A 13,096-nucleotide genomic window follows, 5' to 3' on the forward strand; every position below is an offset into this window, starting at 1 on the left:
TCCTTTCAGAGCATATTTGGGGTGAAAGCGCTAGACTGGGTCCGACAGGCCGTACTTGCGCCGTAAATCTGCTGCTAATTTTTTGGCTTTGTCCTTCAGGGTCTTGGCAAGCATAGGAGTGAGATCACCGTCAGCGGTTGATGTCATGAAGGGGTTTTGCTGGGTCGACGTCAGAAATTTGACATCCATTCCGGGAACCGGATCAACGCCACAACGCGTCGCAAAGTGATCTACGAAATCTTGCCCGTAGGTGCTTGGTCCAAACTGGGAGGATGTCACAAACAGCGGTGCTTTGGGAACGTTATCCCCCCCGAACTCTTGCACCGACAACTCGTTGAAAAGCGCAGCATTTAGCTCGTTCATCAAACCAAGGTCGCGGTTGATACCCTCGCCGGTTTTGAAATTGATAGTATACGCGCAAATTGTCTGATCCGAACCGAGGCGGGTGAACAATTCCATCATCTCCGAGTCGTGGAAAAGCTTCTCAATTAGGGCATCATTTTTCAATGGGACAATTTGCCGAGCAATATAGTCGCATTGTTGCGCAATCTCGTAACTGTTGCCGCCATCGCGCTCTGCTGGAAGCCTTTGAAATGGCGTCAGCGTAACATCGTCATCCGAGGCGAATTCAGCCAAAAGCGCACAATAGAAACGCTTTGAATTGAACATACATTTTGCCAGTAATCGTCCATAGCCTGATCTATCAGCTGGAATGACAGCATGTGAAAGATAGACAGCGGCGGCGACTGCACCTGGTTTTGAACCTTCAATTCCATAGACGCCGACGCTTGGAACTGTGCCGCCGTGAAATACAACGGGGGCGGTAAAGGCGACAACGTCGCGCATCGCGCCATTTCGATAAACGAGTGACCCCACAGCATAGGGGATGAAACCGGCCTTATGCGGATCGACTGTGATCGTATCGCATCGCGCGAAGGCTTCATATTGTTTGGTTACATAGCCTCCCATCATCATCCCGGGCGACATCCCAAGGTCGTGGGCAAAAAATGTATCGTCTAATTCAGGTCGCTCCTGCGCACCGCGATGCCCTTCCTGAACGCCTAGGTGCCGCGACATAAGTCGCGCCTCCTCATCGCTGCCTTCGAGGTCTCGAGACGCGATATCAATCTCAAGTTTGGAAGGGCGCAACATGGATGCAAAGTAGCCACCCCAAGCCGCATCTGCATGAAGCGAGAACTCAAGTCCCAATTGCCGGTATTCGTCACGAATATCAGCAATATCAGCGAGTGGATCCACCGCGCTTTCTTCAGTTGTTCCCATGACTGCAACAACTTGAAGAACGGGCCGTTTCTCAGCAAGGCAACGGTCAAGGTGGCGCCGCAAATCGACCGTGTCCATCCGACCATCAAGATCCACACGAACAGGCAGCACGCTGGCCCGACCAAGCCCAACAAGCGATGCGCCCTTAGGCCACGAATAATGCGCCGTTGCTGGCGCAAAAATAACCGGAGCAGGTACGTCGGGTAAATAGCGGCGCGAAAAATCAATCATACCGAGATCAGCGATTGTCCGCCCCACCAAGCTGTCTGCAAGCGCATCGGCATCTATACCGGTCGAAACTGTCACACGCACCAACAAGCCAATTGCTTCATCAATCGGCAGGTTCAGAAGCTCCCAACTCGTCAAATCAATCAAAGTTTTGCGTTTGCCGTCGAGCGTCAGAACCGTGACGTTACGCCCGTCCGAAAGCGCAGGATCGTGTCGGATAGCATCAACCAACGCCAGAGGCAAATATTTGAGGTTGCGCACGGCCCAGATTGATTCCGAATTAGCGACCGAACCGTCGCAGGTCAGATGCCCCCAAGGTCGCGGCAAATCGCTCTCGGTTTCAGGGTCTCGGTAGCCCAACATGCGGCAAATATCGTCACAGACGGCCATCTCAAGCAGCGTTGTGACCGGAGAGGCCTCCGTCGCGACGTTGTTCTGATTATAGAGCAATCCTGCCATATATCCAACGAGCGACGGAAGCGTGGTGTCCCAGTACATGTGGGACTGATTGCGATAGCTGGAAAGCGGAATGGAGGATCGCAGATGTGCCAAAACTTCGGAAAGTCTCTCCTCCATTAAGTCTGTCGATCGCCGGTAAGCAGGGTTTTCATCACTGAAAACGGCAAGGGGCGCCATATGTGGGTCTTCGGGTTGATACGTTCGGCGCGCCTCGAGATTAGCTTTGATTGCCTGGTCTAACAATTTGCGAAATACCGCTTCGTTTTCGCCTTTCGGGCCCAAGAACCAAGCTGCCGGGGTGCCGACTGATACTGGCTTGTTTAGGCTGAGCTTGTCGGGATGACGCCGACGAAAGGCATCTATTGACTGGTGCAAGTTTTTGCTACGATGTTGGTTCGTCAAATGTGCATCTCCTTGGGCATGTGTTATTTTGTCAAATATTGCTCTGGGTAAATACGATCACCTTGTTGCGTCGGAGTCATAATTATGAATCCGCGGCTCGCGTAAGGGTTCAGCAGGCACAAACCCAAGAAATGTTCCGTAGAAAGACAGCTCCTTTTCAACCGAGTCGACAATCGAAGATGCCCGACCGAACCCGTGCCCCTCACCATCATAAAACTCAAATGCGTGCGGCAACTTTCGTGCGTTCAACTCGTCAATCAGAACATGTGCCTGTTGCGGTGGAACAACCGGATCTTCGGTGCCTTGGAAAAGAATAATGGGGCAATCGATCTGTCCCACGTGGAATAGCGGCGAGCGCGCGCGGAAAAGCTTTGAGGCCATAGGGTAGGGGCCCAGTAATAATTCTGCGTAGCGCGCCTCAAGTTTGTCTGTGACCTTTGCGATCATCTCAAGATTTGAAATACCATAATAGCTGGCTGCCGCTCCCAGTTGATCCGTAAATGTCGCGAGTGCCAGAGTGGTAAAACCGCCAGATGATCCTCCGCGCGACACAACCCTGTAAGGATCAACATGGCCGCCCTGAACAAGGGCTTTCACCGCGCCTACACAGTCCTCGACGTCGACCTTCCCCCAAGCGCCATACATAGCCCGTCTAAAGGCTCTGCCAAATCCTGTGCTTCCCCGATAATTAACATCCACTACTGCGAACCCGCGCGAAGTGAAGAATGGGATTGTCATGTCAAGCCCAGCACTTGCAGGCGCTGTGGGCCCTCCGTGAATAAGGATCATCAGCGGAGGCTTTTCTCCTTCGGGGGCTTTGAAATTGGGGTTCTTGGGCGCATAGTAAAAGGCATGGGCCTGCGCTTCGCCATCTGGACCGCTGGGAAATGTGATCGTCTGCGGTTCTGCGATACAGGCGCGCACTTCGTCTTTTATCGGCGGCGCTGTGGGTCGGATTAGCTCGATTGCGTTGGTCTCGAGATCCATCCGATAGATCGCGGAGGGCTTGGTAAATGACCCTGCAAGAAATACGGCATATCCATTGGACACATACAAATGCTGGATCGAAGAAAACTCAGTTTCGATCGCGTTTACAGCGCCGGATGCCACGTCCACGCTGACAAGCGACCAAGTACCGTTTCGTGTGACACATGCGATAATTCTGTCCGGTGACGCGAACCCAAACGAGGTCCCTCCCAACCTCCATGCAGGCGCCGCAAATTCTCCTGTTTCGCGGGTTACAGGTTTAAGGGTATCCCCTTCGACTTTACAAATGTTTGCCCAATAATCCCCGTCAATTTTCACACGGTCTGATATGACATATAGATGTCCATCGAGCGACCAAACCGGATTTACGATCGCTTCGTCAGAAAAACGCATAAGATCGGCAAGGACGGGGTTTGACAGTTGGTCGATATGTTCTGCTGGCGCACCAGCAATCATGCGGGGATCGCGGGGGGCTCCAGATGGATCAATTTGAGTGACCCAAAGTTGCGTTCCCTCCCATGGCATGGAAGGGTAATTCCAAGTGATCCAGCAAAGCTGCGTACCATCAGGTGAAAGTCTGGGGCTGGAATAAAAGTCGCCCCCTTGCGCGATAATCCTCGGCGGCCGCTCCCCTGCTAGATCCAATGCAACGAGTGATTGCGTGGGCTGCCCGTTTGTAATTACGCTTGTCTCTTCCATTACAGCGTAGACTACGCCATGCGCAGGATCGAGTTCGAAGTCCGCGTATGTTGCTGCGACAGGGGGTGTAATAGGTTTGGGAAGCTTGCCCCCAACGCACAGATGAACCCGTTGATCACGTGTTTTGGGAAAAGCATCGGCCTGATATTGAGTGAAGGCCAACACCCCGTCCTTTACACCAAGCGCCCCACCTCCATATGAGTTGACAGTCGTACGGGCGCTAAACCAACGCGAGGTTGCGTCCTCAACACCTGTGGTGGGCGTCCAGCGCATTATGGCACTACGGCCCGCTTCGTCTGGCCTGCTCTCGACCCAAAAGATCGCATCACCGTCTAGGCAAATCTTTTCAACTTTCCGGGTGCCCTCAGCAAGTGATGCAGGGGCGAGCGGCGACAACCACTCTCCATATCCGCGTATCTCAACTTGTTCTATAAAATCCGCCATTTAGCCCCCTGATGACAACATACTAGAGTGGAAGATGAACCCACGGCAACTTTTTTGTCGGCTCTTAGGGAAAGAAGCAGCAATGAGGCACTGTCAGAAGAAACTGACTTGAACATGGTAGGACGGTTTCGTAGCGTTTGCGGATGACAAAATCTTCGCCATTTCGCTACTTCAAGACGTCTCCTGAAATCATCCGCCTGGCAGTTATGATGTATGCTCGGGTCCCGCTGTCGCTCCGCAATGTGGAGGATTGGCGGTGTCAGAGGAAACAAGGGGGTAGTGTCAGATTAAATTCGCTTGAGACGGGCAGGGCGCTGATCTAGCATCTACGGATGGCAAAACGCTCCCCATTTCGCTATTTCAAGACCAGCCCAGAAATCATTCGCCTGGCGGTGATGATGTACGTCCGGTTTCCTCTTTCACTGCGCAATGTAGAGGATCTTTTGCACGAGAGAGGCGTCGATGTTAGCTACGAAACTGTCCGGTTTTGGTGGAACCGCTTTGGCCCAATCTTCGCTTCGGAAATCCGTCGTAAACGGATTCAACAACTGCGGGCGTATTCGAACTGGCAATGGCATCTGGATGAAATGTTCGTAAAAATCAACGGTGAACGTCACTATTTATGGCGCGCGGTTGATCACGAAGGTGAGGTGCTTGAAAGCTATGTCACTAAGCGCCGTGATCGCAAAGCGGCATTGAAATTCCTCAGAAAAGTGATGAAGCGCTTTGGTCCACCACATGTCATCGTGACCGATCGCCTTCGGTCTTACGGCGCGGCGATGAAAGAAATTGGCAATGCGCAGAGACAGGATTTCGGGCGCTGGAAAAACAATCGAGCGGAGAATTCTCATCTACCGTTTCGACGACGAGAACGCGCCATGCACCGCTTTCGCCGAATGGGAAGTTTACAGAAATTTGTCTCCGTCCACGCATCTGTTTTCAACCACTTGAATCAGGATCGCAGCCTTTCCCAAAGAGTTCATTTTAAGCGCTCACGAACCGCCGCTCTTGCCGAGTGGCGCGGCCTTTGCGCGGCATAAAGGACAGCACTACTGGCCTAGTAGAGACGAGTTCGAATTAGTCTGACACCACCCGCTGGAGCGCTTTGTTGCGCTGACCTCAACGAACCCTGCCAAACTCTGTGGTCTCTATCCTCAGAAAGGCGCACTTGTCATCGGTGCAGACGCCGACATCACTCTTTGGGATCCGACCAAAACAGCTGTTATTTCGCAGGACAATCTGCATCACGGTTGCGACTACGCACCTTATGAGGGGATGCGTATTACGGGATGGCCCACACGCACAATTCTGCGGGGAGAGACCATCGTACTGAACGGCGGTATCGTCGCGAAGATGGGGGTTGGCACCTATCAAACCCGTGGCACAAGCGCAGCATTGGATATACTTGGCGGCGACTGATTTGAGGCGGGTTCGCGCAATTAAGGGCGGTGATAATGGCCTAGCAGAGATGCGTTCGGCCTTCGCCTGACTGAACATCTCATGGTGTTAGAACATCCCGCAATTTTTTCATTTGTTTGGGGCTTTCGCGCAGGTCGAGCGCAGAATGAAGATCAACTAAATGGCTTCGCATTAGCTCTTCGGCCCGCGTGGCTTCATGATCTTGGATCGATTGAACCAAGGCATTGTGAGCGTGGCTCTCGCACAACGCACTTTGTCGCCGCCAATAAAGCGCAATGATGAGCGACGATCTTGCAATCAGAGTTTCAACGAAATCGGCAATGGTCGCCTGACCAGCAATCCGTGCAATTTCAATATGGAATTGGCCAGATAGGTAAAGTGCGCGGCCAATGTCTCCGGCATCCAGGGCTGCATGCTCCTCTGTGATGTGCTTTTTTAATTTTGCGACATCTGCTCGAGTTGCGTTCAGGGCGGCAGAACTCGCGGTCCGAGGCTCTAACAATTCCCGCGCTTCAAATATTTCGCGGGCTTCTCGCAAGCTCGGCTTTGCAACATGTGCACCACGGTTACGTTGAATTTCAACAAGCTGGATATGCGCTAAATATTGTAATGCTGAGCGCACCACAGTCCGAGAAACGTTGTAAATCTCCCCAATCTCATCTTCCCCAAGTTTTGTTCCTGGAGCGAGACGGTGCTCATGAATTGCGAGGGCAAGCGCCTTTGCAACGCGATCACTAGAACTTCTTTTTTCTGGAGCCGCTGAGGTTGTCTTTGAGGTCGGTAGCATAGTTTGTTTCCTTCAATTCAACTCATGGCAGACCTCCAGGCTGTAGACAAGAGAATCACACATTGAATGCGAAGTGGATTGTTATTGTATACAAAATTAATTCAAGTTGTGTTCATAAAATGGGCGCATATCAGATAAACTGACCAAATATCGGGCAAAGTGGACCGCCTCGGTCTTTTGGCGTGCGGGTACGTTTGATTTCACCTGCGACTCAGTCTTCAAATAAGTCAACGCAACGGGGGAATTATGAATAAGCCTGTCCTAGATCTCGAGTTGATATCGGTTACCAAACGTTACGGTCCAACTGTGGCTGTTGATGCGATCAGCCATCATTTTAAACCTTCCAGTTACACATGCCTTCTTGGTCCGTCCGGTTGTGGGAAATCCTCGACTCTTCGTATGATCGCTGGACATGAGAGTATAAGTGAAGGCTCAATTTTGCTTGCAGGGCGCGATATTTCGCGCTTGCCGCCAGCCAAACGCGGCACAGCTATGATGTTCCAGAGCTACGCTCTTTTTCCTCATTTGAGTGTCGTGGATAATGTCGCTTTTAGTCTAAAAATGAAGGGCGTCGACCTTAAGGAACGTCGCACAAAAGCCGGTGAGATGCTTGAGTTAGTTGATCTCAGTGTGCTTAGTGATCGACTTCCTGATCAGCTTTCTGGTGGCCAGCAACAGCGCGTCGCCCTAGCGCGGGCTTTGATCACTCGGCCTCAGGCTTTGCTCCTAGACGAGCCATTGTCGGCACTAGACCCCTTCCTGCGAGTTCGAATGCGCACTGAGTTAAAAAGGCTCCAAAAAGAACTTGGTATTAGCTTTGTTCATGTCACCCACGGCCAAGATGAAGCACTGGCGTTGGCGGATGAAATCGTCGTGATGAATAACGCCGTTATCGAGCAGGCCGGACCCGCGCGTGAAGTATTTAAAGCCCCAAAAACCAGTTTTGTTGCGCAGTTTATCGGCGGACACAACGTTATCGCACTTCCCGAAGGCCGCTATTCAATTCGCACAGATGAAGTTGCGGTAACAACGGCCGAAAAGGGGACTCTATCTGCCAATGTGATGGCGGTTGAGTATCAAGGTACCCACGTGTCTATCATGGCAAAAATTGCTGGAGATCAAGAAGTTACAGCTCTTGTGGCCGAGGGTGATTTCTTTGAGCACCCGCAAAACCCCGGTGATCAAATTGGTCTGACTTGGGACAAAAACAACCTACATAAATTGACAGCTTAACACAGTATTTTTATTGACTAGGAGAGCAAGATGACAAACTTCACGAAACGATCCGGCCTTAGCCGCCGTACCCTTCTAAAGGGCGCCGCCTCAACAGCAATTGCCGCAGGTGCCGCAACAATGGGCGCACCTATGGTTTGGGCTCAAAACATCAAAGACGTCACAATACGTCAGTTTGGTACAGGGGTTTCCAACCTCAATGAAGTGGCCACAAAGGTCAAAGAAGACCTCGGCTTCACTCTTGAAATGACAGCTCTTGATACGGACAGCGTAACTCAACGCGCCGCGACGCAGCCCAACAGCTTTGACATTGCAGATATCGAGTATTTCATCTGTAAAAAGGTCTGGGCTGCCGGCAATTTGCAGGCCATGGACACGTCAAAACTTGCGAATTACGACAAGATCGTTGGCACGTTCCGCTCGGGTAAGTTGACACCCGAAAGCGTGATCGCCCAAGGAACCGCGCCGCATACCGTTGGCTTTACCTCCGGCCAAAACGGTACCGATTTTGTGCAAGAAGAATCCGGTTGGATGACTTTGATCCCTACTATTTACAATGCCGACACACTTGGCATCCGCCCAGATTTGATCAATCGTCCAATCAATAATTGGTCTGAGTTGCTCAACCCTGAATTCAAGGGCAAGGCGTCCATCCTCGACATCTCCTCCATCGGTATTATGGATATGGCGATGGTTGTGGAATCCATGGGTGAATATACATACCCCGACAAAGGCAACATGACCAAAGAAGAGATCGACCTTACTTTCGCTATCTTCACGGAAGCCAAGAAAAACGGCCAGTTCCGCGCCTTTTGGAAATCGTTTGACGAGAGTGTAAATCTAATGGCGTCTGGCGAGGTCGTTATTCAATCCATGTGGTCTCCGGCGATCACAGCCGTAAAATCCAAGGGCATTGATTGCGTTTATCAACCGCTCGAAGAAGGCTACCGCAGCTGGGGCGGTGGTTTGGGGATTTCTGCAGCACTTTCTGGCTTGGAGTTGGAAGCAGCTTACGAATACATCAACTGGTACCTCTCTGGTTGGGTTGGCGGCTTCTTGATGCGCCAAGGTTACTACTCCGCTGTTCCTGAAACCTCCAAGCAATTTATGTCTGAAAATGAGTGGGGCTATTGGTTCGAAGGTAAAAAATCTACCGACATCATTACATCGCCATTCGGAGACACATTGGCTGATGCAGGCGCCACACGTGATGGCGGATCGTTCACAGAACGGATGGGTGCCGTGGCTTGTTGGAACTCCGTAATGGACGAAAACCAATACATGGTGCGCAAATGGAATGAGTTCATCGCGGCCTAGAATAACTGGGTTGCGCGGTAATTTCGTTGCGCAACCCATCTCTGCGAAATTTGGAAAATTATGTTAAAATTACGCGAAAGCAAGGCCTTAACGGGATGGCTCATGGTGTCTCCCTTGGTGCTCATCTTGCTGGTATTTCTTGTGGCTCCGATTATCATGATCGCCATCGTTAGCTTTTGGCGCGCAACCGAATTCTCAATTATTCCAGCTTTTGACTTCGAAAATTATGAGTTCCTATTTGGATCGTCCGTCACATATCGCGTATTCTTCAACACCTTTAAATACGCGCTGATTACCTGGATTTTCACATTCAGTATTGGATTTACAGTCGCCTACTATCTGGCTTTCCACATTCGAACGCTTACGTGGCAAATCGCCTTGTTTTTAATATGCACAATTCCATTCTGGACCAGCAATATTATTCGGATGATAAGTTGGATTCCATTTCTCGGGCGAAATGGAATCGCAAACTCGGCACTCATGTCTTGGGGTGTGATTGATGAGCCAGTCGATTGGTTATTGTTTAGCGACTTTGCCGTGATCCTCGCCTTTATCCACCTCTATACCCTGTTCATGGTCGTGCCAATTTTCAATACGATGATGCGCATAGATAAGTCTTTGATCGAGGCGGCGAGGGACGGAGGCGCAAATGGTGCGCAGATCCTTTGGAACGTCATCCTCCCTCTGACCAAGCCTGGTATTATGATCGGCACGATCTTCGTTGTGACCCTAGTCATGGGAGATTTCATCACAGTCCGGTTTATGTCCGGTAGCCAGTCGGCCAACGTCGGCCGTCTGATTTCAAACGATATTTCGCTTCTGCAATATCCATCCGCATCGGCAACCGCAATTGTTCTGCTGCTCACCGTTCTCATAGTGATTGGCATAATGTTGCGCTTTGTCGACATCAGAAAGGAGCTCTAAATGGAACCGCGTTCCCGCTCTTTCTACGTGTTGACCGCGTTTTTTATACTGTTTCTCGCGTTCCTTTACGGCCCAACAATGACCATAGGAATTTTGTCCTTTCAGGGTAAAGGCGGTGGTCTCACTTTTCCAATGCGCGGGGTTTCACTTTATTGGTTTCGAGATCTTTTTGAGCAACAATCCGTCGGTGATATCTGGGGTAGTTTTCGCCGCAGTATAGCCCTTGGGATGATGGTTATGGTGACAACTGTGGTTGTTTCGGTGATGGGAGGACTGGCGTTTCGCAAGCGCTTCCCCGGGTCGTCTATTCTCTTCTACCTCATCATTACATCCCTCGTGATCCCGTCTATCCTTATTTCGCTTGGGGTCGGGTTGCTGTTTTCTCAATCCGGCTTAACGGTGCATTGGGCGACGTCTGGATTTGGATCGCAGCTCACGTGGACCTTGCCGTTTGGACTGCTGATCATGTTCGCAGTCTTCAATCGCTTTGATAAGAGTTATGAGGAAGCCGCGCGCGATCTGGGCGCAACCCCGTGGCAAACGATCCAACACGTGGTGCTACCGATTATCGCGCCGTCTTTGATCGGCGTGGCTCTCTTTGGCTTCACGCTAAGTTATGATGAGTTCGCGCGGACTTTGCTTACCGCAGGGAGCTACAACACTTTGCCGTTGGAAATTTACGGGATGACAACGAATGTCACCTCCCCAGTTCTCTATGCGCTTGGCACGTTAACAACCGTGTTTTCGCTCGCCATCATTGGAGTGTTCCTTGGTCTTGCGCTCCTTGGTAAGCGGAGGCGCGCAAAAGTAGGAACCGACGCGGGTAAGGGAATGGTATGATCGTTATTATCAACCCAAACAGCACTGAAACCATGACCGACGCGATGGTGGATATAGCGCGTTCCGCAACTCCAGACGTGGCAATTGAAGGCTGGACGTCGCATGACGGACCTCCCGCTATTCAAGGCCCGAAAGACGGGGAAGACAGCATTCCTCCCTTGTTAAAACTCGTGCGTTTGGCAGCGGCAAAGGGCGCGCAAGCAATTATCATCGGTTGTTTTGATGATACCGGCCTCTCTCAAGCGCGCAAAATTGCTGCCTGTCCGGTCATTGGCATTGGTCAAGCCGCGTATCACCTTGCCGCCCTTGCGGGGGAGCGGTTTTCTGTTGTCACAACTCTAGATGTGTCGGTGCCGGTGCTTGAAAGCAATATACAAAGTTATGGCCTCACGGGGCACCTTGCAAAAGTGCGCGCCAGTGGTGTTCCTGTGCTCGATTTGGAAACCGACCCTGAGACGGCCAACCCAAAGGTTATTGCCGAAATTAACCGCGCCGTGAGCGAAGACCGTGTTCAAAGCGTGGTTCTTGGATGTGCGGGAATGGTGGGAATCCCTGCGATTTTTGGTGAAGATAGCCCAGTCCGATTGGTGGATGGAGTCGTCGCTGCAACAAAAATAGCGCGTATACTCATTTAGTCGAGAAGACGATTTACCCGAATAGAGGCATATTCAAATTTATCCGGCAGCACCGTTGCGGGGGTAAAGCCCTTGGTGCCCTAAATTTCAAAAGGAGGACGACATGGATATTAAAGTTGATGTAATAGCTGCTGCCAAAACCATCGTGGAAAACTACCTTGAGCGCTCGATGATACCCGATCCCAAGGGGGCGGCGGCCTATGTCAGCGATGACTTTCATTTGGTTTTCACGGGAGGGCGTAATTTTTCTGGGCCAGTTGAAAGCACTGCTTTTAATGCCAAACGGTACGCATGGGTTAAAAAGCGGTTCTTGCGTACTGATGCAGCGTTAGATGCGGAGACGGGAGACGTCCACGTCTACAACACGGGGTATCTTTTTGGTGAATGGAAAGACGGAATATCGTTTGAGAACAATCGGTACATGGACAAGTTTGTTGTTCGCGACGGAAAAATTGTGAGCACGAATGTTTGGAATGACAGCGCCGAAATATTGCTGCACAAAGCTGGCCTCGCGGAAGCGGAACTTTAAATAATGTTGAAAGATCACGGGCGCTACTCTTACTCCCCAATTCCCAAACGCGCGGACTATAGCTGGCGAGATGGTAAACGGCTTGCTGTTTATATTGGGCTTAACCTTGAACATTTTGCTTTCGGAGAGGGTCTTGGTGCCGAACTGGCGCCCGGTGGTCCTCAGCCTGCCGTCCTGAATTACGCGTGGCGTGATTACGGAAACCGCGTCGGTGCTTGGCGGATACTTGACATGTTCAATGCGTTGGACTTGCCTGCCACCGTGATTGCGAACAGCGCTATGTATGGGTACGCGCCTGATCTCATGACGGCGTTTCGCGAGCGTGGAGATGAGGTCGTCGGGCATGGGCGCACGAATTCTGAACGTCAAAATACTCTTGGTCACAAGGGTGAGGCCGCGCTAATTTCAGAGGCCACTGCGATACTGAAAAAGGGCGAAGGTACATGTCCTAAAGGTTGGCTGTCACCTTGGATCTCCGAAAGTCACGATACGCCGGAGCTGTTGGTGGAGGCGGGGTATAGATACACGCTCAACTGGTCCATGGATGATCAGCCGGTCTGGATGCAAACCTCGAACGGACGCCTTTTGTCGATTCCATACCCGCAAGAAATCAACGACATCCCGTCCATTGTGGCGCGTAAAGATAGTGCGTCCGATTTCGCCGATATGATCATTGATAACTTTGATGAGATGTTAGAACAGTCAACACATCAGCCCCTTGTCATGGGTATTGCTCTACATCCATACCTCGTAGGCCAGCCGTTTCGGTTGCGACATTTGCGACGGGCACTTCTCCATGTTGCGTCCCAACGAGATCAAATTTGGCTGACTAAAAGCGGAGAGATCCATGACTATTGTCGCCAGCAGATACCAACGCTCATCGCTTGATCCAGTCGTTGGCAGGCTCTTTAG

Annotated in this window: 12 protein-coding genes and 1 pseudogene; 10 read left to right on the forward strand and 3 right to left on the reverse strand. The window is 51.2% G+C overall.

Annotated elements, in window-relative coordinates; translation table 11 throughout:
- Positions 1–30: 30 nt before the first annotated feature.
- Both AB9F26_RS18970 and AB9F26_RS18975 read right to left on the reverse strand, forming a co-directional pair.
- Positions 31–2,370, reverse strand: a complete 2,340-nt coding sequence (locus tag AB9F26_RS18970; protein WP_369768747.1) for an aspartate aminotransferase family protein — start codon at positions 2,368–2,370, stop codon at positions 31–33.
- Between the two features lie 57 nt (positions 2,371–2,427).
- The gene (locus tag AB9F26_RS18975) at positions 2,428–4,500 is read right to left on the reverse strand and encodes a prolyl oligopeptidase family serine peptidase (protein WP_369768748.1); all 2,073 of its coding nucleotides are present in this window, start codon (positions 4,498–4,500) and stop codon (positions 2,428–2,430) included.
- A gap of 143 nt (positions 4,501–4,643) precedes the next feature.
- Here AB9F26_RS18975 and AB9F26_RS18980 point away from each other — a divergent pair.
- The 3 genes and pseudogenes from AB9F26_RS18980 to AB9F26_RS18990 form a co-directional block, all read left to right on the forward strand.
- A pseudogene (locus AB9F26_RS18980) lies at positions 4,644–4,739 on the forward strand (IS6 family transposase); the annotation flags it as partial.
- A gap of 93 nt (positions 4,740–4,832) precedes the next feature.
- Complete coding sequence (locus tag AB9F26_RS18985; protein WP_335586752.1) at positions 4,833–5,540, forward strand: IS6 family transposase; 708 nt, start codon at positions 4,833–4,835, stop codon at positions 5,538–5,540.
- A gap of 55 nt (positions 5,541–5,595) precedes the next feature.
- Positions 5,596–5,919 (forward strand): amidohydrolase family protein, encoded by a 324-nt coding sequence (locus AB9F26_RS18990; protein ID WP_369768786.1) that lies wholly within the window; start codon positions 5,596–5,598, stop codon positions 5,917–5,919.
- Positions 5,920–5,998: 79 nt separating this feature from the next.
- Here the strand turns inward: AB9F26_RS18990 and AB9F26_RS18995 are convergent, their stop codons facing one another.
- Positions 5,999–6,706 (reverse strand): GntR family transcriptional regulator, encoded by a 708-nt coding sequence (locus AB9F26_RS18995; RefSeq protein WP_335586754.1) that lies wholly within the window; start codon positions 6,704–6,706, stop codon positions 5,999–6,001.
- 246 nt (positions 6,707–6,952) lie between these two features.
- Here AB9F26_RS18995 and AB9F26_RS19000 point away from each other — a divergent pair, with 246 nt between their 5' ends.
- The 7 genes from AB9F26_RS19000 (at position 6,953) to AB9F26_RS19030 (ending at position 13,072) form a co-directional block, all read left to right on the forward strand.
- A complete protein-coding gene (locus AB9F26_RS19000; protein WP_369768750.1) occupies positions 6,953–7,939 on the forward strand; it encodes an ABC transporter ATP-binding protein in 987 nt (328 codons plus the stop codon).
- A 30-nt stretch (positions 7,940–7,969) separates the two neighbouring features.
- The gene (locus AB9F26_RS19005) at positions 7,970–9,256 is read left to right on the forward strand and encodes a PotD/PotF family extracellular solute-binding protein (RefSeq protein ID WP_335586756.1); all 1,287 of its coding nucleotides are present in this window, start codon (positions 7,970–7,972) and stop codon (positions 9,254–9,256) included.
- 60 nt (positions 9,257–9,316) lie between these two features.
- The gene (locus AB9F26_RS19010; RefSeq protein ID WP_335586757.1) at positions 9,317–10,180 is read left to right on the forward strand and encodes an ABC transporter permease; all 864 of its coding nucleotides are present in this window, start codon (positions 9,317–9,319) and stop codon (positions 10,178–10,180) included.
- Positions 10,181–11,020 (forward strand): ABC transporter permease, encoded by an 840-nt coding sequence (locus AB9F26_RS19015; protein WP_335586758.1) that lies wholly within the window; start codon positions 10,181–10,183, stop codon positions 11,018–11,020.
- The gene (locus tag AB9F26_RS19020; protein WP_335586759.1) at positions 11,017–11,655 is read left to right on the forward strand and encodes an aspartate/glutamate racemase family protein; all 639 of its coding nucleotides are present in this window, start codon (positions 11,017–11,019) and stop codon (positions 11,653–11,655) included. The genes AB9F26_RS19015 and AB9F26_RS19020 overlap by 4 nt, the downstream gene beginning before the upstream one ends.
- 103 nt (positions 11,656–11,758) lie before the next feature.
- Complete coding sequence (locus AB9F26_RS19025; RefSeq protein ID WP_335586760.1) at positions 11,759–12,184, forward strand: nuclear transport factor 2 family protein; 426 nt, start codon at positions 11,759–11,761, stop codon at positions 12,182–12,184.
- Positions 12,185–12,187: 3 nt separating this feature from the next.
- A complete protein-coding gene (locus tag AB9F26_RS19030) occupies positions 12,188–13,072 on the forward strand; it encodes a polysaccharide deacetylase family protein (protein ID WP_369768751.1) in 885 nt (294 codons plus the stop codon).
- Positions 13,073–13,096 lie beyond the last annotated feature (24 nt).

This window comes from Falsihalocynthiibacter sp. BN13B15 (genome assembly GCF_041205415.1).
GTDB classification, from domain to species: Bacteria; Pseudomonadota; Alphaproteobacteria; order Rhodobacterales; family Rhodobacteraceae; genus Falsihalocynthiibacter; species Falsihalocynthiibacter arcticus.

Coding starts and splice junctions, on each gene's coding strand:
- AB9F26_RS18975 (WP_369768748.1), bottom strand. CDS start 4,500: ATGGCGGATTTTATAGAACAAGTTGAGATACGCGGATATGGAGAGTGG.
- AB9F26_RS18985 (WP_335586752.1), top strand. CDS start 4,833: ATGGCAAAACGCTCCCCATTTCGCTATTTCAAGACCAGCCCAGAAATC.
- AB9F26_RS18995 (WP_335586754.1), bottom strand. CDS start 6,706: ATGCTACCGACCTCAAAGACAACCTCAGCGGCTCCAGAAAAAAGAAGT.
- AB9F26_RS19000 (WP_369768750.1), top strand. CDS start 6,953: ATGAATAAGCCTGTCCTAGATCTCGAGTTGATATCGGTTACCAAACGT.
- AB9F26_RS19005 (WP_335586756.1), top strand. CDS start 7,970: ATGACAAACTTCACGAAACGATCCGGCCTTAGCCGCCGTACCCTTCTA.
- AB9F26_RS19010 (WP_335586757.1), top strand. CDS start 9,317: ATGTTAAAATTACGCGAAAGCAAGGCCTTAACGGGATGGCTCATGGTG.
- AB9F26_RS19015 (WP_335586758.1), top strand. CDS start 10,181: ATGGAACCGCGTTCCCGCTCTTTCTACGTGTTGACCGCGTTTTTTATA.
- AB9F26_RS19020 (WP_335586759.1), top strand. CDS start 11,017: ATGATCGTTATTATCAACCCAAACAGCACTGAAACCATGACCGACGCG.
- AB9F26_RS19025 (WP_335586760.1), top strand. CDS start 11,759: ATGGATATTAAAGTTGATGTAATAGCTGCTGCCAAAACCATCGTGGAA.
- AB9F26_RS19030 (WP_369768751.1), top strand. CDS start 12,188: ATGTTGAAAGATCACGGGCGCTACTCTTACTCCCCAATTCCCAAACGC.